This is a genomic window from Lentzea sp. NPDC020367 (genome assembly GCF_044387305.1).
In the GTDB taxonomy this organism is placed as follows: Bacteria; Actinomycetota; Actinomycetes; order Mycobacteriales; family Pseudonocardiaceae; genus Lentzea.
Genome location: NZ_JBIRVV010000010.1, coordinates 280,393 through 304,404 on the forward strand (window position 1 = coordinate 280,393; position 24,012 = coordinate 304,404).

The following is a 24,012-nucleotide window of genomic DNA, read 5'->3' on the forward strand; positions in this document are numbered from 1 at the left end:
CCCGCCGGTGACGGGGCACCGCCGCTGATCAGCCGTGGATGGTGCCCGTCTGGCAGTTGCTCGGGTTGAACTTGTGCGAGTTCATCCGGTCGTTGGCGTCGCCGTTGGACAACTTGACGTCCTGGAAGTTCCACACCCTGCCGTTCGGCTTGATCCGGAAGCACGGACCCGTGTAGTTCGAGTTGTAGTAGACGGCGATGTACGAGTTCTCGTCCCTGTTCTCCATGGAACTGACGTTCTGCTGCGAGCCGTCGCCGCGGTACAGCGCGATGCTGGAGTTCTTGTAGGTGACCTGGCCCCAGTTCGGCCTGCTGAGCCCGTCGTCGCGAATGAGACCCTTGAAGTCCTTCTCGGAGTACATACAGGCGTGGTCGTACGTGCAGGCCGCGTTCGCGATGCCTTCGGCCGTGACGAGTGAGACCGCGGCCACCCCCACGGCGGCGAGCACGGATGCGATCTTCTTCATTGAGTTGCCGTTCCCCTCTTCGTGTGGAGAGGCGGCGTGCGCCCCTCCGTCGAGATCGAAGATGCCAAGCCGGCGGCACCGGACGGCTGAATCCGACCGAATCCGAACGCCGCGCACCGCTGCGCCACTAGGGTGAGGGTTCATGTGCCCCGCACCCGCTCCACTGCCAGATCCCGGGCAGGCTCTGACGCTCGACGACCTGGTGGAACGGTTGCGGTTGTTGAAGGTGTGGGCGGGAGCGCCCTCCTACGAGCGGATCACCGCGGGCATCAACGCCGAGTGGGCGCGCGAAGGCCGTCCGGAAGCCGAGATGGCGCGCAAGACGACGGTGGTCGACTGCTTCCGGTCCGGGCGCAAGCGCCTCAACACCGACCTGGTGATCGCGATCGTGCGGGCACTGCACCCCGACCAGGGCTACGTCGCCCAGTGGCGGCAGGCGTTGCGGGCGGTGGCCGGCGAGATCGTCATGGCCGCTCAGGTGCGGGTCCACGACGAACTGCCCGGCGGGGAACCGGATTTCGTCGGCAGGGAGACCGAGCTGGCGCGGCTGAACGAGGCGCTGGCAGGCGGATCGGTCGTGATCTCCGCCCTCGAAGGCATGGCCGGGGTGGGCAAGACCCAGCTGGCGCTCCGGGCGGCGACGCAGCTCGCCGCCGCGCATCCGCGCGTGCTGTTCGTGGACCTGCGGGGATTCGACCCGAAACAGCCGCCGGCGGATCCGAGCGCGGTGCTGGACGGGTTTCTGAGGCTGCTCGGCGTTCCTGGCACCGAGGTTCCCCACGACCTGCCCTCGCTGGTCGGCGCCTACCGCGAACGGGCCGCGGGCGTGCTCGTGGTGCTGGACAACGCCGCCGACGAGGAGCAGGTGCGGCATCTGCTGCCCGGTGCGCCGGGCAGCGTCGCGATCATCACGAGCCGGCGCAGCCTGACCGGCCTGCCCGCTGTCACCCGCCTCGACCTGGCCGTGTTCACCGCTGCCGAAGCGGTCGCGTTCCTGGAGCACGCGGTCGGTCACCTGTCCCTGGGCAACGACCCGAAGTCGTTGTCCCGCATCGCCGAACGGTGCGGTTTCCTGCCGCTCGCGCTCAACCTCATCGTCGGGCACATCCGCGCGGTGGAGGGCTGGACGCTCACCGACCACGCGGACCGCCTCGACGACCGGCATCGGCGGCAGCGGCTCGACGACGGTGTCCACCTCGCGCTGGACGCCTCGTACCAGCGGCTGCCGGAGGACCGGCGGCGAGTCCTGCGCCTGGTCGCACTGCACCCGACCGGCGAGTTCGACGAGTACGGCGCGGCCGCGCTGACGGGCCAGGACCTGGACGACACCCGCGTCCATCTGGAAGGCCTGCGTCGCGACCACCTCCTCCAGTGCGCGTCAGGGCGCTACTCCTTCCACGACCTGGTGCGCGAGTACGCGGCCGAGCGGGCGTCCGACGAGGACCCGCCCTCGGTGCGGCAAGCCGCCCGCGGCAGCCTGGCCGGTCACCTCCTGGCCACCGCCTCGCTGGCCATGGACGTCCGCTACCCCGGGGACGCCCACCGCCGTCCGCGGGTGGAGGCCGCCAAGACCGCGACGCCCGAGCTCACCGACCCGGACGCCGCCCTGACGTGGCTGGAGGCGGAACATCCGGCGCTGATCACGTCCGTCGAGGTCGGTGAACCGCTGCACGCGGTGCAGCTGTCGCTGACGGTGTTCCGGCACCTCAACCGCGACCGCTGGAGCACCGCGCTGACGATGAGCACCTGGGCTCTCTCCGCCGCGCGCTCGCTCGGCGACCCCGTCCTGATCGCCAGAACGCTCCACGACGTGACCGCTGCCCTGCTCGAACTGGGCAGGCCGGAAGACGCCGTCCCCGTCCTGGAGGAAGCCGCGGAACTGTTGCGCACCACCGACGATCGCGAAGGCGAGGTCCGCACGCTGGTCCTCCTCGGGGTCACGGACACCAGGCTCGGCCGGTTCCGCGAGGCCGCCGACCACTACTACCGGGCGCTGGAACTGAACAAGGCCACGGGCGACCTGGCCGTGGAGGCCCACGCCCTGGTCAACCTCGGCGCGGCGGAAGAACGGCTGGGTCTCAACTCGTCGGCGGCGCGACACCTGGAACGGGCCCAGCGTCTGTACGTGGACATGGGCGACGTGGACGGTGAGGCCTGGGCGATCGACGGCCTGGCCTCGGTGGAGATCGAACTGGGCCGCTACGACTCGGCGCTCGAGCACTTCACCAGGACCCTGGACATCTACCGGCACCGCGGCGACGTCGATGCCGAGGCGTGGTGCGTGCAGGGTTTCGGCCTGCTCTTCTCCCGGTGGGGCAAGCGCGATCGGGCGGTGCGGGAGTACACGCGAGCGCTGGCGATGTTCCGCGAACTGGGCGATCGAACCGGCGAACTGTACGTGCTCAACGGGCTGGGAGAGGCCACCGGCGACGTCGCCCTGCTCACCGAGGCCCTGACCCTGGCCACCGAGCTCAGCTCCGTCGAGCAGCAGGCACGAGCCCACACGGGCCTCGGCCACGCGCTCGGCTCGCGGGAGCACTACGAGCAGGCGGTGGAGTTGTACACGCAGCTGGCAATGCCCGAAGCGGAGCCGCTGCGCGCATTGCTGGCCACCGCGCCGTAGTCCGCCCTCCGAACAGGACCGAAATGGCCGACCACCGGACGAACGCTCCGTGACCAGAAAGTCGCGCCCGCCGCCGTCATCGCGGTGGCCAACCCCGACGACGTCACCTGTTTGCCCTCTCTCGCACCGGTTGTCACGCTCCGAGTACGAGTCATTCACTCGACTGGTAGCGTGTGGCCGGATCCGCCGCCTGAATGGCGACTCCCCCGGAGGGTCTGCACAGTGATCGATCCCGGCAGTTCCGCTTCGGCAACCGGAATGTTCGGTCCGTACCGGCTGGAGTCGTTGCTGGGCCGCGGTGGGATGGGCGAGGTCTATCGGGCCTACGACACCGTCAAAGAGCGCACCGTCGCCGTGAAGCTCCTGCCGGTCGGTCTGGCGTCCGACACGGGTTACCAGGCCCGGTTCCGGCGTGAGTCCCAAGTGGCTGCCCGCCTGCGTGAGCCGCACATCATCCCGATCCACGACTTCGGCGAGATCAACGGCCAGCTGTTCATCGACATGCGCATGGTCGACGGCCTCGACCTGGGCTCCCTCCTCCGCCAGGAAGGGCCACTGGCCCCTGCCCGCGCGGTGCACATCGTCGGGCAGATCGGCGCGGCGCTCGACGCCGCGCACGCCGAGAACCTGATTCACCGCGACGTCAAGCCCTCCAACGTGATCGTCGCCGGAGTCGGCGCGGACGAGTTCGCCTATCTCATCGATTTCGGCATCGTCCACAGTTCACTCGACACCACCGCCACCGGCGACGCCGCGCTCGGCAGCCCCGCCTACACGGCACCCGAGCGCCTGCAACCAGTCCTGGCCGCGGACGCCTTCCAGCGGGCCGTCGACATCTACGCCCTGGGCTGCGTGCTCCACGAACTCCTCACCGGGCAAGTCGCGTTCCCGTGCGAGAACAACCTGGCGATGATGTTCGCCCACCTCAACACCGCGCCGCCACGCCCCAGCGCCATCCGCCCCGGTCTTCCGCCCGGACTCGACGACGTCGTCACCCGCGCACTGGCCAAGGACCCCCGGCACCGCCACCCCAGCGCCGGAGCGCTGGCAGCGGCAGCACGCGCCGCCCTGGCAACCCCGCGACAGCTCATCCCGCCCCCCGCCGCGAACGCACCGGCGAGGCAGATGAGTTCAGCGGTCCCAGCGGTGCCACCGCAACGCACCCGGTTGCTGCCGGAGCACGCTCAGCCCCCGGCGGCTCCACCGCATCGCCCGCTCCGCGGGTGGCGCGGTGGGGCCGTCGCGACGCTCGTCCTGCTCGCCGTGGCCGCGTTGATCGTCACTCTGTACCCGCAGCTCCGGTCCTGGACGTCGTCCGCCTCCACGCCGTCCGGTTCCTCGACGCCCGTCGCCACGCCGTCCTCCAACCCGCCGTCCTCCAGCCCGCCGTCGTCCAGCGTCCAGACCACGACGCGCCTGCTGACCATTCCCGCCGGCGGCCCACTGTTCGGGAACGACGAGGCACAGGAGAAGGGGCCGGCCATCTGCGAGCAGGTGGGCGGCAAGTTCAACGTGGCGTGGTTCACCCCCGGCCAGACCGAAGGTGAGTACAGCATGGTGACCTGCGCCTTCGTGTTCGAACCGACCACCAAGCGCGCCCTGGACATCGACGCGGGCGGCGCGATCTCGGACGAGGCCGACGCGCGGAAGAAGGCTCCGGAGATCTGCGCCAAGGCGGGCGGCACGTGGAATCGCGTGTGGCGCGACGTGGTCTCGGGCAAGTACAGCGTCGTGAACTGCACGATCGGGTTCTGAGCCGGCGATCCGCGCGGAGCGGATGTAACGTTTCAACACCGCAAGACCGTGCCGACCAACTTTGTTGACAACGCACCCGAACGCCTAACGCCGCCGCGGTTGTTCGCGTCTTGACCGACAACGTCGTGAAGTTCTAGTGTTCGGCCCGATTGAAACGTTACAAGCTGTTCCGCACGGCCGCCGCAGCCAAGCCCGCTCCGATTCAGGAGGTGCTGTATGCGCGCGCCATCACGTCGAACAGCCTTTTCCGCCAGTGTTCTGCTGGTGCTGGCCTTGGCCAGTGCGCCGTCGTCCGCCGCCCAGGGTCCACCTGCCCTGCCCGCCGCACTGGCCGCGGTGGCAGCACCACCCGGCGCGATCGCGGCGCTCACCCTGTCGCCCACGTCCCGAACCGTGCGGCCTGCCGGTGTGCAGGGAACCTCCGGGTCGGTGGCCAACCCGCAGAACGTGTTGAACGGGGCTCCGACCCGGATCTCCGGGACGAACTCGTCGATCACCCTGGACTTCGGCAAGGAGGTCGGCGGGATCGCGACGTTGTCCTTCGGTGCCACCAGTGGCGGGCAACAGGTGGGGCTGGCGTTCAGCGAGTCCTCGCAGTACGTCGGCAGGGACAGTGACGCCAGCAGCGGCGGCCAGCCGGACCGCGCCATCTTCGGCAACGCCACGACCGACGGCACCTACGTCATGCCGGCGCCGAGGCTGCGCGGCGGGTTCCGCTACCTGACGATCTTCCTCCGCACGTCGGGCTGGGTGGATCTCACCGGTGTCTCGCTGAACTTCACGCCCGCGCCCGGCAAGTCCAACCCCGCCGCCTACGCGAACTACTTCTACTCCAGCGACAACCTGCTCAACAGGATCTGGTACGCCGGTGCGTACACCGTGCAGACCAACGTCATCGCGTCGAACCAGGGCCGCGCCTGGCCGCCACCACCGTCCGAATGGGACAACAGCGCGACCGTCGGCGTCGGGAACAGCGTGCTGGTCGACGGCGCGAAGCGGGATCGGACGGTGTGGCCGGGCGACCTCGGCCTGGCGGTCCCGACCGCCTACGCGTCGATGCACGAGCTGGAGTCCACGCGCAACGCACTGTCCACGATGTACAACGTGCAGGCCGGGAACGGTGAGATCCCGTGGTCCGGCCCGCCGTTCAACCTCAAGGGCTCCGACACCTACCACACCTGGACCCTGTACGGGACCTCGTTGTACTACAACTACTCCGCCGACCGGGCCTGGCTCGACTCGGTGTGGGAGAACTACACCCGCGGCATGCGGTTCATCATCGCCAAGATCAGTGGCAACAACCTGCTGAACGTGACGCAGACCCAGGACTGGGCGCGCAGTGGCCAGGGCGGCGAGAACATCCAGGCGAACGCGCTGCTCTACGCCGCACTCATCGGCGGCGTCACCCTCGCGCGGGTCAAGGGCGACAACGCGCTCGCGGACAGCTACGCCGGCCGGGCCGCCGCGCTCAAAGCCGCCGCGAACGCCCGGCTCTGGGACCCGAACGCGGGCCTGTACCGGGACAACCCCTCCAGCACCCTGTATCCGCAGGACGGCAACTCGCTGGCCGTCTGGTTCGGCCTGACCGACTCCTCAGCGAAGGCGACCACCATCATCAGCAGGCTCCGCAGCCGGTGGAACACCCTCGGCGCGACGACACCCGAGTGGGGCGGCGGCGTGCACCCGTTCACCGGCGGCATGGAGGTGCACGCGCGCTTCACCGCAAACGACGACTTCACCGCCCTCGACCAGATCCGCCGCACCTGGGGCTACATGCTGGACAGTCCGATCGGCACCAAGAGCACCTTCTGGGAGGGCATGAACGCCGACGGCAGCTTCGCCTACGGCGGTTCGTTCATGAGCCTGGCGCACGGCTGGTCGAGCGGCCCGACCTCCGCGCTGACGTTCCACGTGCTCGGCACCGCACCGGAACCCCAGGTCGGCCAGTACCGGTTCGTCCCGCACCCCGGCGACCTGACCAGTGCGGAGGGACGCATCACCCTGCCTCAGGGACAGCTCGACGCTTCCTGGGTGCGCGACCCCGCTGCGGGCACCTACACCGCCCGGCTCACGAGTCCCAGCGGCACGACCGGCCGGATCGGTGTCCCCAAGCTCAGTGGTACGAACGTGTCCGTGTCCGTCAACGGCGCGGAGGTGTGGCGCAACGGGACCTTCACCCCGCGCCCCGGCATCGGCGGCGGTTCCCAGGACGCCGACCACGTGTACCTGACCGGTGTGGCCGCGGGCACCTACGACGTGACAGCCTCTGGACTCGGCAACCCGCTCCCTCCACAACCTCCTGCTGCGGCTGAACTTCCGGCCGGATTCACGCACTGTGCGAACGAATCGGGCCGATGCACCTTCAGCGGCACGCGCAGCGTGGCCTACGGAGCCGGTGGCTACAGCTTCAGGACCGCGACCTCGGCGACCGACTGCACGAATGACGCGTTCGGCGGCGACCCTGCCCAGAACCGGGTCAAGGCCTGTTACGTCGCCCCGCTCGGCGGCCCGGCCGGATATGCCCAATGCGCGGGCGAGAACGGCACCTGCGCCTTCACCGGATACGGCAGGACAGTGGCCTACGGCGCCAACGGAGCCTTTGTGCAGCGAGTGTTCACCTCCAGCACGCCGTGCACGAACGGCGTGTTCGGCGATTCGATCGCGAACGTCGGCAAGGCCTGTTACCTCGCGCCAGATGGTCCACCCGCGGGTGGCTGGAACCGGTGCGGGGGCGAAGGAGCGACCTGCGCGACGGTCAGCGGCCAGCCGGTCTCCTACGGTGCCTACGGCGCGTTCCGCCAGGTCATCGCTTCCGGTGCAACGACCTGTTCGAACGCGGCGTTCGGCGGCGACCCGATCCCCGGTGAGTCGAAGGCCTGCTACACAAGGGAAGGCGCCCCACCTGGCTACGGCACGTCGTGCGCGGCAGAGGGAAGCACCTGCGGGTTCAGCGGACAACGCACTGTGGCGTTCGGTGCCCGAGGTGCGTTCGTCTACCGGTCCTTCACCAGTGGGGCGCCCTGCACCGCCACGGCGTTCGGTGCCGACCCGCTCAGCGGTGTGCCGAAGTCCTGTTACCTGACCCCCTAGCGCGTGTCGAAGTACACCTGAGGTTGGTGCTCGGCTGAGGCGTGCTCAGGACAAGCAGGTTGAGACTCGGCTCAACCTGCTTGTTCCGATGGCTACACCGGCAGCTCGGCGTACTCCGTGTACTCCCGTGCCCCTCGCGCGCGGAACACGGACCGGGAGTGCGCGAACGCCGCGTCCGCCGCCTCCACGTCACCCCGGCTCCGGTGCAGCAGCGCGAGGTCGTACTCGGTGCGCGCACGCCACAGTGGTGTCTCCATGGCGTCCCAGATCGACATCGCCGCGTCGAGGTAGTCCTGCGCGAGGTCCAGCCGTCCCTCTGCCAGGTGCAGTTGTCCGAGGACGCGCAGGGTGATGGCCTGGCCCCAGCGGTCGTCCTTGGCGCGGACGGTGGCGAGCGCCGCTTCGAGGCGGGGCAACGCCTCCGCGGTGTGGCCCGCCCGCATCTGCGCCTTGGCGTGTGCCCGCACGGCGTAGGAGTGCATGAGGTCGTCGCCGAGTTCGGCGAAGATCGTGGCGGCGTCGGCGCACACGGCCATGGACGTCTCGTAGTCACCGCGCGCCCGGTGGTAGAGACCCATGCTGCGCAACGACAGTGCGACCCCGCGCCTGCTTCCGGCCTGCCGGTACGCGGCCAGTGACTGCTCCAGGTCCTCCCGCGCCTCGTCGTACTCGCCCAGTTCCAGGCGGACCGAGCCCCTGATCCGCAGCACGTGCCCGATACCCACCTGGTCGTCGAGCGCGTGGGACAGGGTGGCCGCCTGGCTCAGGAAGTGCACCGCCTCGGTCAGGTGTCCGGGTTCGCGGCACGCGAGTCCCATCCCGGCGAGTGCGGCGGCCTGGCCCCGCACGTCGTGCAGGTCGCGGTAGCGGCTCAGCGCATCGCCGAAGAGCTGGCGGGCCTCGGCGAAGCGGTCCTGGAAGAACCGCAGCCGCGCGAGTTTGGCCAGCACGTCCGCTGCGAGGCCGGGATCGCCGACGTGCTGGGCGGACGTCATCGCGACACCGATGATCCGGTCGCGGAGGTCGTAGGAGCTGGCCGCCTGCTCGATCGCGGTGTGGGCCGAGACGAAGTCGCACACGTGCCGGTGCAGGCCGGTGGCGGCACCACGTTCGACCGCGACCGCGAACGCCGACTCCTCGCCCCGCAGCCAGGCGTCGAGGTCGTCGGACAGGCGTTCGGCCATGACGGTGACGCCGTCGGGTTCCTGGTGCCCGGCGCCCGGACGCCAGGTGGACTCGGCCGGGGGGCTGTTCACAGCCGTGCGGCTCAGCAGGGCGATCCAGCCGTCCAGGACGCGGGCGATCGACGCGGTCAGCTCGGCGGGCTCGTCGGCCTCTGCTCGTTCGCGGGCGTAGAGCCGGACCAGGTCGTGCAGCCGGTAGCGCAGCACTCCCGCAGCGTCGGCACCGGACAACGTGGCCAGCTGCGCGTCGACGAGCACCTCGAGGACCTTCTCCGCCTCCGCCTCGGACGTCTCGAGCAGCCAGCTCACCACCCAGGTGGAGAAGTCGGGCAGGCCGAGGTGTCCCATCCGGCCCAGTGCCGTGCGAGCCCGGTCGTCGAGTGCCCGGCAGCTCAACGCGATGCTGCTGCGCACGGCCAGGTCGCCCGCGGAGAGTTCGTTGAGACGGCGGCGTTCGTCGGTGAGGCGGTCGGCGAGGACGCGCAACGGCAGCTGCCGCCGCGAGGCGAGGCGGGCACCGGCGATCCGCAACGCGAGCGGCAGGCGTCCGCACGCGTCGACGATCCGGTGCGCGGAGTCCACGTCCTCCGCCAGCCGCGCCTCGCCGACGATCCGCGCGAGCATGCCGTACGCCTCGCCGGGCGTCACGAGGTCCAGTTCGGTGAACAGCGCTCCGGCCAGTCCCGCGAGCCGGTCGCGCGACGAGATGAGCACGGCACAGCAGGCGGCACCCGGCAGCAGGGGCCGCACCTGTTCCTCGGACGCGGCGTCGTCGAGCACGACGAGCACCCGGCGGCCGGCGACCAACGTCCGGTAGCGCTCCTGGCGTTCCTGCGTCGACTCGGGCAGCTGAGCCGGGTCCATCCCGAGCGCGGTCAGGAACCGGCCCAGGACCTCGCCGGCGGTCGCGGGCAGGTCGCTCGTGCCGCGGAGTTCGGCGTAGAGCTGGCCGTCGGGGAACGACGCGGCAGCCTCGTGCGCGGCGCGGATGGTCAGTGCGGACTTCCCGCACCCTCCCGGCCCTGCCACGATCTGCACGGCCGGCGCCTCCGCGCGCAGTGCGGCGGCGAGCTCGGCCAGTTCCCGCACCCGGCCGGTGAAGTCGGCGAGCGTCGCCGGCAACTGCGCGGGCGCCGTCGCGGTCCGGGCGACCGGTGCCGCGTCCACCGGAACCAGCTCCAGGGTGCCGCGCAGGATCGCGGAGTGGATCGCGCCGAGCTCGGAGCCGGGTTCCACGCCGAGCTCGTCCACGAGCGCGTCCCGGCCCTCCCGGTAGCAGGCGAGCGCGTCGGCCTGCCGTCCCAGGCGGTACAGCGTCACCATCAGCTGCCCGCGCAACCGTTCGTTCACCGGTTGCCTGGCCACCGCGGCGGTCAGCTCGGCGAGGTGGTCGAACCGGCCGAGACCCAGTTCGGCCGCGAAGCGTTCCTCCTGGACGGACACGAGCAGTTCGTCGAGCCGCCGCGCCTCCCCGCTCAGGAGCGTGTCCTGCAGGCCGGACAACGCGGGACCACGCGACAACGCGACCGCCTCTGCCAGCAGCCGCGCCGCCGGGTCGTGCCCGTGACCCTGGCTCTGCTGCCGGGCTTTGCCGAGCAGGACGGCGAGTTCGTCGGCGTCCACGCGGGAGTCGTCGAGGCGGACCAGGTAGCCCTGAGACCTGGACACGATCACGTCGGGGGCACCGAGGTCGGCGAAAGCCTTGCGCAGCTTGGAAACGTACGTCTGGATGAGCGACCGGGCGCTGACGGGCGGTTCCTCACCCCACAGCAGCTCGACCAGACGGTTCGCCGGCACCACCCGGCCGCGTTCCAGCACCAGCGCGGCCAGCAGCACCTGCGGCTTCAGACCGCCGAGCGGTACGGCTCTGCCACCCACCAGGGCTTCGACCGGACCGAGTAATCGGAACTCCAGCAAATCGTGACCTCCCCAGCGTCACCGGTGCAAGTAGATCACACCCGCAGGGGGGTCGTGGTTCCGGAAATGCGGATATATCAGGGAACAATGGGCCCGTAGGGGGCTTGGGGGGATCCGGTCAGGTATGCCCAGTACCGATCGCCGTAGGACCAGTGCCACCACGCGCTTGGGTAGTTGACCAGTCCGGCGCCGCGCAACGCCCGCGCGAGAACGGCGCGGTGGCGGCGCGCCGTGGCGTCCACCGTCGGATCCCCGGTGTGGGACCGCTCCGTCGCGGTGTCGTTGACCGCGGTGCCCAGGTCGAGCTCGATCTCGTCCACCGTGCACAGGCTCAGGTCCACCGCGGCCCCGGCGACGTGCGGTGCCACCTCCGGAGGGGAACTGCGCATGCTCGCCATCTGCCGCAGCACCTGCTCGCCGGCCCGCGGTGAGCGCGCACGGGACTCCGCGACGGCCGACTCGAACGACGCGATCTGCAACGCCTGCGGCCGGTACCCCTCGACGATCAGCAGCTTCAGTTCCGGCGGCAGCAACGTCTGCGCGGTCACCAGCCGATCCACCACACCGATCCGCAACTGCGCGTACAGCCCCTCCTCGTCGGCAAGCCGGCTGTCGAGCCGAAGAGCGGCAACAGTGCGCAGGTCGACCAGGGGCTCGCCGCGCTCGCGCACCGGGATCGCCGCCACTGCGGGATCCGACAGCCACACCATCTCCAACGCCTCTCCTCCTGCTTCACCGTTCTGCACACGCGATCGCACGACGGTGCACGGGCGTACTGGAATTTTTCTTTAACGCCACGTACGTCCGTCCGGACGCGGGCGGCGCGTCCGGTGGCGCGCACCGGGCGGCACGAAGCCGTGTGCGCGCCTGCTGGTCTGCGGTTAAAGGTTTCGTGGACCGTCTTGAAACCCCCTCTGGCGAATGTTTGGTCCATCACCGGCCGGACACACCGACCGGATCCCGCACCAGAGCAAGAGGGAGAACCACGTGTTCCGATCAGGAATCCGCCGCAGCGAGTCCAAGTCCACCGGCACCGGCCTGCGCAAGGCCACCCGCACCGTCGTGACCGCCGCGCTGGCCTTGATGACCGGCACCGTCATGTTGGCGACGCCGGCCAACGCGGCTCCGTCGAGAGACCGCATCGTCGACGCCGCCACGGCCGAGCTCGGCGGCTCCGCCTGTTCGCCCGGCTACAACAACAGTTGCGGCATGGCGTGGTGCGCGGAGTTCGCCCGCTGGGTGTGGAAGAAGGGCGGTGTCACGGACCTCAAGGGCCTCGACGGCTGGGCGCAGTCGTTCAAGAGCTACGGCCAGGACAACGGGACGTACCACTCACGGTCCAGCGGGTACACGCCACAACCAGGTGACGCCATCGTGTTCGACTGGGACCACAGCTCTGGCGACGACCACCCGATCGACCACGTGGCCATCGTGACGAGCGCCTCCAGTTCCAGGGTCAACACCATCGGCGGCAACCAGGGCAGCCCCAGCCGGGTCCGTCGGTCGAGCTACCAGCGCTCGAACGGCGACATCATCGGCTACGTCTCCCCCGTCGGCATCGGCGACGGCGGTGGCGGCACCACTCCGCCGAAGCCGGTCGTCGACCACAGCATCACCGGCGACTCGTTCACCGACCTGGTGGGACGCAAGCCGGACGGCACCATCTGGATGTACGCCAACAACATCATCCGCGACGACGGCCGGCCCTACCACGACGGCCAGGAGATCGGCCACGGCTGGAACGGCTTCGACATCGTCCTGACCGCGGACGTGACCGGCGACGGCTACACGGACGTGTTGGCGCGCAAGCCCTCCGACGGCTCGATGTGGCTGTACGCCAACGACGGCAAGGAAGACGGCACGCCCTACGCCTCCGGCCGCGAGATCGGTCTCGGCTGGAACATGTTCGACACCATCGTCGCGGCCGACGTGACCGGTGACGGCTTCGCCGAGGTCCTCGCCCGCAAGCCCGACGGCTCGCTGTGGCTGTACGCCAACAACATCATCCGCGACAACGGCAAGCCCTACAGCCAGGGCCAGGAGCTCGGCTTCGGCTGGAACATGTTCGACAGGCTGCTCGCGGCCGACGTGACCGGTGACGGCTTCTCGGAGATGCTGGGACGCAAGCCCGACGGCACGTTGTGGATGTACGCCAACAACATCATCCGCGACAACGGCCGCCCCTACAGCCAGGGCGTGGAGATCGGCAGCGGCTGGAACATGTTCGACACCATCGTCGGCGCGAACGTGACCGGTGACGCCTACTCCGACCTCGTCGCCCGCAAGCCCGACGGCTCGCTGTGGATGTACTCCAACAACATCGTCCGCGACAACGGCCGGCCCTACAGCCAGGGCGAGGAGCTCGGCTTCGGCTGGAACATGTTCAACATCATCATGTGACGCGATTCCCCTCCTGAGGCGCGCCCGGCGGTTGCCGGGCGCGCCATTGGCGTGTGCGCGGAAGCAGGACACCGGCCGCTGCCCCTGCCGCCCGCGGAGAAGTCGCTAGGATCGTTCGAGTGCCGACCCACTTCGCCTGCACGGGTGCCGGCTCCGTTCCGCTCGTAGGGCGCAAACGCGAGCTCGCCCGCTGCGAGGAGCTGATCGCGGAGATCGGACCTGGTGGACAGGTCGTTCTGCTCGAAGGTGACGCCGGCATCGGCAAGACCACCCTGGTCGGTGCGGTGGCCCGCATCGCCGCCGAGCACGGCTTCCGCGGGTTGCACTGCGACGGGGTGCAGAGCGAGACCACGTCGGGGTTCGCCGCGTTGCACGAGCTGCTCCAGCCGTTGCTCGGGCGACTGCCGGCGCTCCCGGCCGGGCAACGGCGAGCGCTGGAGATCGCGCTGGGGCTCGTGGAAGGTCCGCCTCCGAACCGCCTGCTGGTCGGGCTCGCCGCGCTCGGGCTGCTGGAGGAGCACGCGGCCGAACAGCCGGTGTTCGTCGCGGTCGAAGACGCGCAGTGGCTCGACGCCTCCACCGCGCAGACCATCTCCTTCATCGCGCGACGTCTGGTCACCGCCCCCGTGCTGCTGCTCTTGACGATGCGGACGGACAGCACCGACCACGCACTCGACACGCGGGAGAGCACCGCGGCCGACATCGTCCGGTCGATCCCGCTGGTGAACGTCACGTTGGGACCGTTGACCGACGCGGAGTCGGAAGAGCTGGTGCGTGAGCAACGGCCGGGCCTGGACGAACGGACGCGGCGGCTGGTTCTCGCCGAGTCCGCCGGAAACCCGCTCGCACTGGCCGAGCTCACCCGCGTGGCAGCGAGCCGGCCACGGCGGGCAGACCTGGGCGACGACCGGTGGTGGCCCACGACGCGCAGGCTGGAACAGGCGTTCCTGGCCGGAGCAGCCGAACTGCCCGACCGGAGCAGGCGGATCCTGTTGCTCATCGCGGCGGCACCCGAGTCGTCGCTCCACGAGCTCATGGCCGCGGCGGCGAGTGCGGGTCTGGCGCTCGACGATCTCGCGCCGATCGAACGCGCACGCCTCCTGTCCGTCGACGGCGATCGGCTGGTGTTGCGGCATCCGCTGGTGCGCTCGGCCGTCTACAACGCCGCGTCGCTCGCCGAACGCACCGCCGTGCACCGCGTGCTGGCCGCTGCGGCGGTCGATCCGGACCGCGCGGCCTGGCACGCGGCCGCGGCCGTCACGGACCACGACGACGACGTGGCCGCCGCACTCGAAGCCACCTCGGCCCGTGCCCGTGGCCGCAGCGCCAACGCCGAGGCGGTCTCCGCGCTGCGCCGGTCCGCGGCCATCTCCTCGTCCACAGCGGACCGGACCCGTCGTCTCGCGACCGCGGCGGAGATCGCTCGCCAGGCGGGAGAGGTCGCCGACAGCACGTCGCTGGTGCGGGAGGTGTGGGGGTCGACGGAAGACCCCGACGTGCTCACGCTTCTGGCACTGACCCAGGTCGCCCTGACCAGCAGCGCGCTCGTGCCCGGCCGCAGCACCGAGGACCTGCTGGCCCTGGTCGGACGGCTGGCGGGCCCGACCGGTGGTGAGAACCCGGTGCAGCGGTTGCGCGTGCTGGCCACGGCTGCCACGGCGCACTGCACGCATGGATTGCCCGACGATCTGCGCGACAGGCTCCGGCACGCGATCGACGACGCGGCAGGGGACGACGGTGGACTGCTCGCGCTGGTGGGCCGCGTGCTGCTCGCCCCGGCCGAGCACGCCGCGCAGGCACGCGCGCAGCTGCCCGGCCTGCTGCGGTTCGTGCGCGAAAGTTACCTCTCCGACGACGTCGAGCGTTCGCCCAGCCGACCACAGATCATCATCGGCCTCGGGTTGATGTCCGAGTCCGTGCACGACCCCGCCGGGGCTCTGGAGTGCTGGAACATGGGCGCGGGGTACTTCCACCGCGCGGGCATGCCGGGTGACGAGGCGTGGATGCTCCACGAACGCGCCAGGATCCGGGTCGTCCTCGGCGAGGTGCGAGACGCACTCACGGACTCCGGCTTCGCCCAGGAGGTCGGTACCGCCCTGGGCCTCCGGGTCGTGGCGGCCTTCTCGGCGGCCACGTCGGCCATGGCGCACGCGTGGCGCGGGGACAACGAGCGTGCGCTCACCGCTCTCGACGACAGCGCGAGGCTGGCGGGGACCGACGAACTCGTCGTGCTCAAGGCCAGGGCGAGCTGGGCAACAGGACTCGTCGCGCTGAACGACCACCGGTACGAGGACGCCTGGACGGCGCTCACCGCCGCGCAGACGCACCACACCACCAAGCTCTGGTCGTTGGGAGACCTGACCGAAGCCGCTGTGCGCGCAGGCCGGATCGACGAGGTGCGGCCCGTGCTGGAACGAGCGTCCGTCGCCAGTGCCGCGTTCGCGAGCCCTCACCTGGACAATCTGGTGCACCGCTCGCTCGCCCAGACCGGCGCTGACCCCGAACAGCACTTCGCCACGGCGTTGGCGGCCGAAAGCCCTGCCACGCTGGAAGTAGCGCGCACTCGGCTGGCCTACGGGCAGTGGCTGCGCCGAACCCGGCGCATCGTCGACGCCAGGGACCAGCTCGGCACCGCGTTGCGGGCCTTCGAAGCCGCCGGCGCACGTCCGTGGGCCGACCGTGCCGCGAACGAACTGCGCGCCGCCGGCAGCGCTCCCACCCGCTCGACCGCGGCGAGCCGGCCCGCGTCGACCAGCCTCACCGCGCAAGAGCTGCAGATCGCCCGGCTCGCGGCCGCCGGGATGACGAACAAGGAGATCGCCGACCAGGTCTTCGTGTCGCACCGGACGATCGGCACCCATCTGTACAAGATCTTCCCGAAGCTGGGCATCACCAACCGCACCCAGCTGCGGGACGCCCTTGGCGACGCCTAGTCCACTGTGGAGGGTGCCCGCAGCTGCGGGTAGAGGACCTTGAGCGGACCGGCGAGACCTGCCTTGACCCGACGGCTGAGGTCGTCGACGAGGATCTCGTGCTCGCCCGCCTCCACACCCTCGTACGCCGCGCGAACGACGTCCTCGGGCGCGAGCTTGGGCGAGTCGACCCCGGTGGCCATCCGGGTGTCCGCGTAGCCGAGATGCAGGGCGGCGACGTGCACCCCGTCTCCGAGGAGCTTGATCCGCTGGGTGTTGGTGGCGGACCACAACGCCGCCTTCGTCGCGCTGTAAGCGTCCCCGTTGCCGACCCAGCACAGCACGGACAGCACGTTGAGCAGGACTCCCCCGCTGTCCCGCAGGGCGGGCGTGAACGCGTTGGTCACCGCCAGGGCGCCCCAGAAGTTCGTTTCGAACAACGCCCGTACGCCCGCCAGGTCGTCGTCGAGGACGCTGGACCCGTTGAGAGCACCGGCGTTGTTGACCACGACGGTGACGTCCGGGGCGAACGCGGCCGCGACCGCGATCGACGCCGGGTCGGTGACGTCGAGCCGGAGCGGCACGACGCGGTCGTCGTCCCAGTCTCTCGGGGTCCGTGCGGCCGCGTAGACCTTCTCGGCACCGCGATCGAGAGCCTGGTGGACGAAGTGCGCACCGAGGCCACCGTTGGCCCCGGTGACGAGCACGACGCTACTCGCGAGCTTGGGCATGTCAGGCGAACTCCTTGCCGTTGAACAGAAAATCACTCGATGACGAGAACGGTCTTGCCCGGTCCCGATCTGGTGGACTGGGCAAGGCCCGCCTGGCTGAGCGGATAGGTGGCTGCCACGGCCGGGGTGAGCAGTCCGTCCTCGACCAGCGCCGCGAGAGCGGTCATGCCCAGCCGGTCGGACTCCACGAGCAGCGACACCGCGCGGACGCCCTGCCTGGCGGCCTCCTCCGCGACCGGGGGCAGGCTCTGGGCCAAAGTCGCCACCAGCACACCGCCCGGTTTCAGCGCGGCGACGGCCTGCGCCGCGTAGAGGCCGACCGCCTCCAGCACGATGTCGAGATCACCGGTCACGGCGGTGAAGTCGGGTGTCGTGGTGTAGTCGATCAGCTCGTCGGCGCCCAGCGAACGCACGAACTCGGCGTTGCCGGGCGACACCTGTGCGATGACGTGCGCACCGCGTGCCTTGGCGATCTGCACCGCCAGGTGGCCGACGCCGCCCCCGGCGCCGGTGATCAGCACCCGGCTCCCGGCACGGAGGCCGGCGGTGTCGACCAGTGCCTGCCAGCCGGTCAGCCCGGCCAGCGGGAGCGCGGCCGCCTCGACGTGCGTGAGGCGGTCCGGCTTGGGCACGAACGCGCGTGCCGGGCCGACGGCGAACTGCGCGTAGGCGCCGTGTCCACGCGGGAACGGCAGCAGGCCGAACACCTCGTCGCCCGGCGCGTGGATCGTCACACCGGGACCGACGGCGGCCACGGTGCCGGAGACGTCCCAACCGAGCACGAAGGGCGGCTTGCCGATCAGCACGCCGCGCTCCCGGTTGTAGACGTCGACCGGGTTCACGCTCGCCGCGTGCACGCGGATCAGGATCTCGCCGACGCCGGGCCGCGGGACCGGCAGTGACACGGTCCCGAGCACCTCGGGACCGCCGAACTCGTTCTGGCTGACGGCCAGCATGGTGTCTGTCATGCGGACAACTCCCCGATCCTGGTCAGAACATGCCGTGCGGGTTGGCGGAGTCCGCGGGCACGGCCTGGATGACGTCCCAGTGCTCGACGACCTTGTCGTCGTCCACCCGGAAGATGTCGGCCAGCGCCTGACCGGGGTTCGCCGGATTGCCCGGGTCGAGATCCATGTGCGAGTGCACGACGACGAGGTCGCCTTCGGCGATGACGCGCTTGATGTTCAGCCGCAGGTTCGGGAACCGGCCCCGCACGAAGTGCATGAAGCCGATGAAGGCTTCCGGCCCGTCGGCGGCGCCGGGGTTGTGCTGGACGTAGTCCGTCCCCAGGTGAGCGGCGGCGGCCTTCTCGGGTTCGCCGTCCATCGCGGTTCGGTAGAACTCGACGACGATCTGCTTGTTGCGTTCAAGGTCGGTCATGGCGGCGATGTTGGTCGCGTTCCCACGCCGGTGCGTACGTCAAATGACTGACCGTCTCAAGTCGACAGTCATCTGACGTACGCACTCCCGGCGATCGTGCGACAGAGTCGCCACAACCGATCGTTCGAGGAGGACCGCGCGTGCAAGGGCCCGAACTTCTGCTGCTGCTGGCCGGGGCGCTGGTCGTCACGTCCGTCGCCCGCCGGCTCAACTGGCCGGCGCCGCTGGTCCTGGTCGCCGCCGGGCTCGTCGTCTCGTTCGCACCGGGCGTGCCGGCGTTCGAACTCGATCCGCACCTGATCCTGGTCCTCGTCCTGCCACCGCTGCTCTACAGCGCCGCGCTGGACAGCTCCTACCTCAACATCCGTGCGAACCTGCAGCCGATCGGCTTCCTGGCGGTGGGCCTCGTCCTGTTCACGACACTCGCGGTGGGCGCCACGGCCGCACTCGCCTTCCCGGACCTCCCGCTGGCCGCCGCGCTCGTCCTCGGCGCGGTGGTCGCTCCGCCGGACGCCGTGGCGGCCGTCGCCATCGGGCGCAGACTCGGTCTGCAACGGCGGGCGATGACGTTGCTGGTCGGGGAGAGCCTGATCAACGACGCGACGGCGCTCACCGCGTACAAGGTCGCGATCGCCGCGGCCGTCGGCACCGCCGTGCACCCGCTCCAGGGCGCCGGGATGTTCGTCCTCGTGACGATCGGTGGCATCGCCATCGGCGTGGCGGTCGGCGTGGTGGTCAGGTTCCTGCGCAAGCATCTTCACGAGGGTGTCCTCGAAAGCGCGCTCGGCCTGCTCGTGCCGTTCGGCGCCTACCTCCTCGCTGAGGAGGTCGCGCATGTCTCCGGGGTGCTCGCGGTCGTCGTCGCGGGCCTCTACATCGGATACCACTCACCGCGCGGCACTTACACGACACGACTGCAGGACGCCGCCGTCTGGCGGTCGGTGGACGTGCTGCTGGAGTCGTTCGTCTTCGCGCTGATCGGCCTGCAGCTCTCGTCGATCATCAACGACGTCGAGCTCGACCTCCGCCTGCTTCTCGGCGCCGCGGCGGTCCTGCTGGCCACGGTCCTCGCACGATTCGTCTGGATGTATCCGGCCGCGTGGATTCCGTATCGGCTGTCCCGACGCCTGCGGGCGCGCGAACGTCCTCCACACAACGGCCAGCTCACCGTGATCGCGTGGGCGGGCATGCGCGGCGTGGTGACGCTCGCCGCCGCTGCCGCGATCCCGGAAGCCGTCCCTGGACGCGACGTCATCGTCTTCTGCGCCTTCGTGGTCACCATCGCCACGTTGCTGTTGCAGGGCACGACCCTTCCGCGGCTGATCAGCAGGATCGGCTTCGCGGGCGACGACGCGAGGCAGGACGCCCTGGCAGAGGCAGCGGTTCAGCATCGAGCGGCGCGGGCCGCGGTCGACCGGCTGGACCAGGAGCTCGACGAGATCCCGGACCACGTGCGCGACCAACTGCGGGCGCTCGCCGAACACCGGGGCAACGCCGCGTGGGAGCGGCTCGGGAGGCAGGACGAGGCGGAGAGCCCGGCGGCTGCCTACCGAAGGCTGCGCAGAGCCATGCTGACGGCCGAGCGCGAGGAGTTCATCAAGGCGCGAGACCAGAAGGAGATCGACGACGAGGTCCTCTTCCGCGTGCTGCGCGAGCTGGACCTCGAGGAGGCTGCGCTGTCCCGCGAATGACCCGACGCCACTCACGACCGGCCCCTGATCGCGCCTACCGCGGGCGAGGGGGCGTCGTCGGCGGCGGAGCCCGCAGGGGCGCTGAGCAGGGTCATGGTCAGGCCGGGGTCCGCCGTGAGCCGCACGGTCTCGAAGCCGAGGTCCAGGTCGCCGATGACGGGGTGGTGGAACTGCTTGACGCCGGTGCGATGCGGGCGCACGTCGTGGGACGCCCAACGGGTGCGGAAATCCTCGCTGCGGGTGCTCAGTTCCCCGACGAGATCGGTCAGCGCCCTGTCGCGGGGATCGCGGCCTGCTTCGGTGCGCATCATGGCGACGGTGTCGCCGGCGATGCGGTCCCGGTCTCGCCAGAAGTCGCGGGCGCGGGGGTCCCGAACCCGCCGACACCACCCCGGAGGCCTTCGGACGAGAGATCCCCGAGGCCTGACCGTCACGACACCAGGGCGACCTGCCGCAGCCAGGACGAACGGCACCGCCTCAAGCCGACGAGGACCTCGGTGCCACCGACGTCCAGAACCACGAGTACGACGGTCACGGTCCGCTGTAGCTGAACCAGTCCAGGTTGATCGAGCCGTTGTCGCCCTGGCCGTAGGAGATCGTCACCACCGGGTCGCGGCCGCTGACCGGAACGCCGTCGAAGGTCACCGTGCCCCAGGTGTCCCAGCTGTCGGAGACCTTCGGGAAGCTCACCTGCCGCACGGCGCGTCCGTCCACCGACAGCGTCATCGTGCGCGCGTCGCTGTTGGCGTTCGCGTACCGCAAGGTGATCGCGCCGGATCCTTGTCCTGCCGACGCGCGGTGCACCGTGAACGACGAGGCGGCGCCCTGGGCCCACAGTCCGTCGACGAAGGCCCTGCCGGAGTAGCCGGTGTGGTTGACGTTCGTCTTGACCCCGCCGGTGTTGCGAGCGTCCTCCGCGTCCAGGCGGGCGGGGGCGGGGCAGCCGGAGACCGTTCCGCCGATGTCGGGGCAGCGGTCCTGCCCGTCGGCCACGCCGTCACCGTCCCGGTCGCCGCCGGTGGCTCCCGTCAGCGTGATCTCCACGGTGTGCGCGCCCTTGAGCGTGGCGGGGACCTCGGCGCGGGACGACTGGCCGTCGACCTTGACGGAGCTGATCGTCGTGCCGGCTCCGCGCAGCGTGATCGTGAGGTCGGCGTCGCGGTAGCGCAGGTTCTGCAGGGTCACGTCGCCCCAGCCCTCCGGCAGGTCCGGCGCGAACGTCAGCGCCTGGTCGGTGTGCCGCAGCCCGAACAGTCCTGTGTGGACCATGTCGAGGAACGCCGTGGCGGACCAGGTCTGGTCGGGTTCGGAACCCCAGTGGAACTTCACCGTGTCGCCGAGTCGCTGGTAGCCGCCGTCGACCACGCCGGTGTTGCCGTTGTAGATCTCCCAGAAGCCGCTGTTGTTGTTCGCGAGCTTCGCCAGGCGTGTCGTCTCGGCGGCGAAGAGGTTCTGGTTTCCCTGCTTTGCCAGCGCTTTGGCCCACAGGCCCTGGACGAGTGGCCAGACGATCGCGTTGTGACGGCCGGGCTGCGCGTCGGAGTAGCGGTCCCAGTGCGGGTAGGTGTCGGGCAGGCCCCAGGTCATCGTGCGGGTGCGCGCGATGATCGACTGCGCCTGCGCTGGGCTCGCGATGTCGAAGAGGATCGCGAACGCCAGGCCGGTGCCTTCCTGGTAGGCGCCACGAGCACCGTTGGCGAGCAGCTGGTAGTCGTACAGGCCCGTCTGCGCGTTCCAGAAGTACCGGTTGATCGCGGTCTTCAGCGCGGCGGCCTTCGTGCGGTAGCCGGTGGCGTCCTGCGGCTGCCCCAGCCGGTCCGCCATGTTCGCCGCGTTGACGTACGCGGCGTAGTAGACCTCGTTGGTGCTCAGGTACATCCCGCTCGCGACGCCCGGCCACGGCATGCTGCCGGTGCTGACCGACTCGGTCGCGTCGGCGGGCGGCGCCGGGTAGCCGGCGATGCCGTCGTTGAAGAACGACGCCCCGGTGAACAGCCCGTACGTGGCGTTGAACCCGGCCGTGCCGGCGCGTTCCCGGATCGCCAGGGTGTACTTGGCGGTGCGGTAGGCGTTGCCGAGGAAGTCCCGGTCGCCCGTCACGAGGTAGTGGTGCCACGCGGCGGTGAGCCAGATGACCTGGTCCCACTGCTGGTCGTCCTGCTGCACCCGCAACGCGCCGGCAGAGTCCTTGTCCACGACGGCCCACAGCGTGTTCTTCGCCAGAGCCGGCGACAGCAGGCTGGTCGCGTTCCAGCTGTTGACCGACGCGTCGCGCGTCCACGGCTGGTGGTAACCACCGCCCGCGCGGACGAAGCCGACGGCCGGATCCAGCAGCCCGCTCCTGTTGTAGCCCGCGTCGTAGCCCATCGTGTTGATGCGCAACAGGTTGTCGAGCGCGGCCGCGTAGGCGTTGCCGTACAGCGCCTGGCTCAACGGGTTCGCGAATCTGAGCGTCGGCGTGGTGGCCGCTGTCGCCGGTGAGGCACCGGTGACCACGCCGAACATCGTCAGCAGAGCCAGAAGGACACGACCGATCCGCCGCCGGGGAATCATTCGTGGCACCTTTCCCGGCACCCGGACCCGACCGGAGCCGAGTGGGCAGTGCACCATGGAATCGCTCTCACGAGCGAGGATCCTGTCCGTTCCTGTCAGAGGGCGAGATCGTCGAACCGACGGCTCTCACCTCACGACACCCGCGACAACCAGGCCTTACCTTAGGATGTCACTGGTCAGCCAGATTTTTTAACGTTCAACTCGGTCAGGGGTGTCCGTCGTGGCGAAGTCGCCTGCCAGGCCTGCCGCGCCGCGGTCGAGTCCGGTCACGATCGCCGACGTCGCCGTGGCCGCCGGGGTGTCCAAGCAGACGGTCTCGAACGTGATGAACTACCCCGAGAAGGTGCGGCCCGGGACTCGGGACCGCGTGTTGTCCGCCGTGGCGGACCTCGGGTTCCAGCCCAACCGGGCGGCTCGGGCGTTGCGTTCCAGTTCGGCCGGCATGATCGCTTGCCGAATCGAGCCCGTCTCCTCCCACTCCCTCGCCCACCTGCACGACGGGTTCCTGCACGCGCTAGCCGAGGCCGGTCAGGCGGCGGGCCGGCACCTGATGTTGTTCGCGGTGGACGACGCGGAGAACGAGGTGGCCACCTGCGTGCGGCTGGTTCGCAGCGGGGCGGTCGAGGGCGTCGTGCTGTACAACGTGGTGCCGGACGACCCGCGGCCGTCGATGCTGCTGGACGCCGGGGTGCCGTTCGTGTCCTTCGGGCGGTTCTCCGACTCCGCCGACGCGACCGGCTGGGTGGACGTCGACAACGCGGCGGGAATCGCCGCCGTGGTCGAGCATCTGGCCTCGTGCGGCCATCAGAGGATCGGGTTCCTCGGTTTTCCGGAGGGCCACCGGGTCGGTGACGATCGAGCCGGGGGCTGGGTGACGGCCATGGACCGGCACGGCCTGCTGGCCGGCAGCCACCGCCTCGACGTGCGGGGCGAGGACACCTGGATCAGCGGCGCGAGGATGGCTCGCGGTCTCCTGGACCGCGCCGACGCGCCGACCGCGCTCGTCGCGGCCTCCGACACCCTGGCGGCGGGTGCCCTGCACGCCGTTCGCGACCTCGGGCGGACTCCCGGGGAGGACGTGGCCCTGGTGGGGTACGACGACACGCCTTCGGCGGAGGTCCTCGACCTGTCCAGCGTCCGCCAGCCGATCCCCGAGATCGGGCGGCGGATCGTGGAGGCCCTGTGCCCGCCCGGCGGGACGGTGCTCCCCGTGGCGGCACTGCTGGCGCCGGAACTGGTCGTGCGCGGTTCGTCCCGTCGCCGGGCTTGATCCACCGCACCCCGCCGAGCCGAAAGCCAAGGCGTTGCGG

Annotated in this window: 15 protein-coding genes; 7 read left to right on the forward strand and 8 right to left on the reverse strand. The window is 70.3% G+C overall.

The genetic code is table 11. The features are described 5' to 3' along the window. Positions 1-28: 28 nt before the first annotated feature. Positions 29-466 carry a peptidase inhibitor family I36 protein gene (locus ACH413_RS34745; RefSeq protein ID WP_360045586.1) on the reverse strand — a complete coding sequence of 146 codons (438 nt, stop codon included), beginning with the start codon at positions 464-466 and terminating at the stop codon, positions 29-31. A 142-nt stretch (positions 467-608) separates the two neighbouring features. Between ACH413_RS34745 and ACH413_RS34750 the strand changes: the two genes are divergently transcribed. The 3 genes from ACH413_RS34750 to ACH413_RS34760 all read left to right on the forward strand — a co-directional run bounded on the left by ACH413_RS34750 (position 609) and on the right by ACH413_RS34760 (position 7,934). Then, a complete protein-coding gene (locus tag ACH413_RS34750) occupies positions 609-3,089 on the forward strand; it encodes a tetratricopeptide repeat protein (protein WP_360045584.1) in 2,481 nt (826 codons plus the stop codon). A gap of 222 nt (positions 3,090-3,311) precedes the next feature. Beyond that, positions 3,312-4,844: a serine/threonine-protein kinase gene (locus tag ACH413_RS34755; RefSeq protein WP_360045582.1), complete on the forward strand. Its 1,533-nt coding sequence runs from the start codon at positions 3,312-3,314 to the stop codon at positions 4,842-4,844. A 264-nt stretch (positions 4,845-5,108) separates the two neighbouring features. Next, entirely contained in the window at positions 5,109-7,934 is a 2,826-nt protein-coding gene (locus tag ACH413_RS34760) for an MGH1-like glycoside hydrolase domain-containing protein (RefSeq protein ID WP_360045580.1), read from the forward strand. A gap of 92 nt (positions 7,935-8,026) precedes the next feature. Here the strand turns inward: ACH413_RS34760 and ACH413_RS34765 are convergent, their stop codons facing one another. Both ACH413_RS34765 and ACH413_RS34770 read right to left on the reverse strand, forming a co-directional pair. Continuing rightward, a complete protein-coding gene (locus tag ACH413_RS34765) occupies positions 8,027-10,996 on the reverse strand; it encodes a BTAD domain-containing putative transcriptional regulator (RefSeq protein ID WP_360045578.1) in 2,970 nt (989 codons plus the stop codon). Between the two features lie 116 nt (positions 10,997-11,112). After that, on the reverse strand, positions 11,113-11,745 hold the full coding sequence (locus ACH413_RS34770) for a M15 family metallopeptidase (RefSeq protein ID WP_360045709.1): 633 nt from the start codon (positions 11,743-11,745) through the stop codon (positions 11,113-11,115). Positions 11,746-12,022: 277 nt separating this feature from the next. Here ACH413_RS34770 and ACH413_RS34775 point away from each other — a divergent pair, with 277 nt between their 5' ends. Next, positions 12,023-13,435 carry a CHAP domain-containing protein gene (locus ACH413_RS34775; RefSeq protein WP_360045576.1) on the forward strand — a complete coding sequence of 471 codons (1,413 nt, stop codon included), beginning with the start codon at positions 12,023-12,025 and terminating at the stop codon, positions 13,433-13,435. 119 nt (positions 13,436-13,554) lie between these two features. Further along, a complete protein-coding gene (locus tag ACH413_RS34780; RefSeq protein ID WP_360045574.1) occupies positions 13,555-16,368 on the forward strand; it encodes an AAA family ATPase in 2,814 nt (937 codons plus the stop codon). Here the strand turns inward: ACH413_RS34780 and ACH413_RS34785 are convergent. From ACH413_RS34785 to ACH413_RS34795, 3 genes are read right to left on the reverse strand one after another with little or no spacing between them, the layout of a single operon-like run. Beyond that, the gene (locus ACH413_RS34785; protein WP_360045572.1) at positions 16,365-17,078 is read right to left on the reverse strand and encodes an SDR family oxidoreductase; all 714 of its coding nucleotides are present in this window, start codon (positions 17,076-17,078) and stop codon (positions 16,365-16,367) included. The two genes, ACH413_RS34780 and ACH413_RS34785, sit on opposite strands and share 4 nt — an antisense overlap. Positions 17,079-17,110: 32 nt before the next feature. Continuing rightward, on the reverse strand, positions 17,111-18,046 hold the full coding sequence (locus ACH413_RS34790) for an NADP-dependent oxidoreductase (RefSeq protein ID WP_360045570.1): 936 nt from the start codon (positions 18,044-18,046) through the stop codon (positions 17,111-17,113). Between the two features lie 22 nt (positions 18,047-18,068). After that, entirely contained in the window at positions 18,069-18,458 is a 390-nt protein-coding gene (locus ACH413_RS34795; protein WP_360045568.1) for an ester cyclase, read from the reverse strand. A 140-nt stretch (positions 18,459-18,598) separates the two neighbouring features. Here ACH413_RS34795 and ACH413_RS34800 point away from each other — a divergent pair, with 140 nt between their 5' ends. Next, complete coding sequence (locus tag ACH413_RS34800; protein ID WP_360045566.1) at positions 18,599-20,149, forward strand: Na+/H+ antiporter; 1,551 nt, start codon at positions 18,599-18,601, stop codon at positions 20,147-20,149. Positions 20,150-20,160: 11 nt separating this feature from the next. Here ACH413_RS34800 and ACH413_RS34805 read toward each other — a convergent pair whose 3' ends face one another. Continuing rightward, positions 20,161-20,583 (reverse strand): hypothetical protein, encoded by a 423-nt coding sequence (locus ACH413_RS34805; protein ID WP_360045564.1) that lies wholly within the window; start codon positions 20,581-20,583, stop codon positions 20,161-20,163. Positions 20,584-20,680: 97 nt separating this feature from the next. Then, positions 20,681-22,702 (reverse strand): MGH1-like glycoside hydrolase domain-containing protein, encoded by a 2,022-nt coding sequence (locus tag ACH413_RS34810; protein ID WP_360045562.1) that lies wholly within the window; start codon positions 22,700-22,702, stop codon positions 20,681-20,683. A 220-nt stretch (positions 22,703-22,922) separates the two neighbouring features. On the opposite strand from ACH413_RS34810, the gene ACH413_RS34815 reads away from it, so the two are divergent. Next, positions 22,923-23,972 carry a LacI family DNA-binding transcriptional regulator gene (locus ACH413_RS34815; RefSeq protein WP_360045560.1) on the forward strand — a complete coding sequence of 350 codons (1,050 nt, stop codon included), beginning with the start codon at positions 22,923-22,925 and terminating at the stop codon, positions 23,970-23,972. Positions 23,973-24,012: the final 40 nt, after the last annotated feature.